General features: G+C 43.2%; 1 protein-coding gene. It reads left to right on the forward strand.

Annotation, left to right across the window (positions count from 1 at the left end; genetic code table 11):
- Window positions 1-18 precede the first annotated feature (18 nt).
- Window positions 19-315: oligoribonuclease (gene orn, locus AB4585_RS28445; protein WP_372172117.1), on the forward strand; the 297-nt coding region annotated here is incomplete at its 3' end.

A 315-nucleotide genomic window follows, 5' to 3' on the forward strand; every position in this document is an offset into this window, starting at 1 on the left:
TAATAGGCAATTTCATTCATGGCGTTGAACGATAAAAATTTAATCTGGGTCGATCTTGAAATGACAGGGTTGGATCCAGAAACACATAAAGTCATCGAAATCGCATCTATCGTTACAGATAGCGAATTGAACATTTTGGCTGAAGGGCCTGTTATTGCCATTCACCAACCAGAATCCGAGCTGGCTAAGATGGACGATTGGTGCACCAACACCCATACCAATAGTGGTTTGGTAGAGAGGGTTCAAAACAGCGACATCGATGAAGATAAAGCCGTTGCTCTGACGATAGAGTTCCTTGAAAAGTGGGTACCGAAG

This window comes from Vibrio sp. 10N.222.49.C9 (genome assembly GCF_041474985.1).
Taxonomy (GTDB): domain Bacteria; phylum Pseudomonadota; class Gammaproteobacteria; order Enterobacterales; family Vibrionaceae; genus Vibrio; species Vibrio crassostreae_C.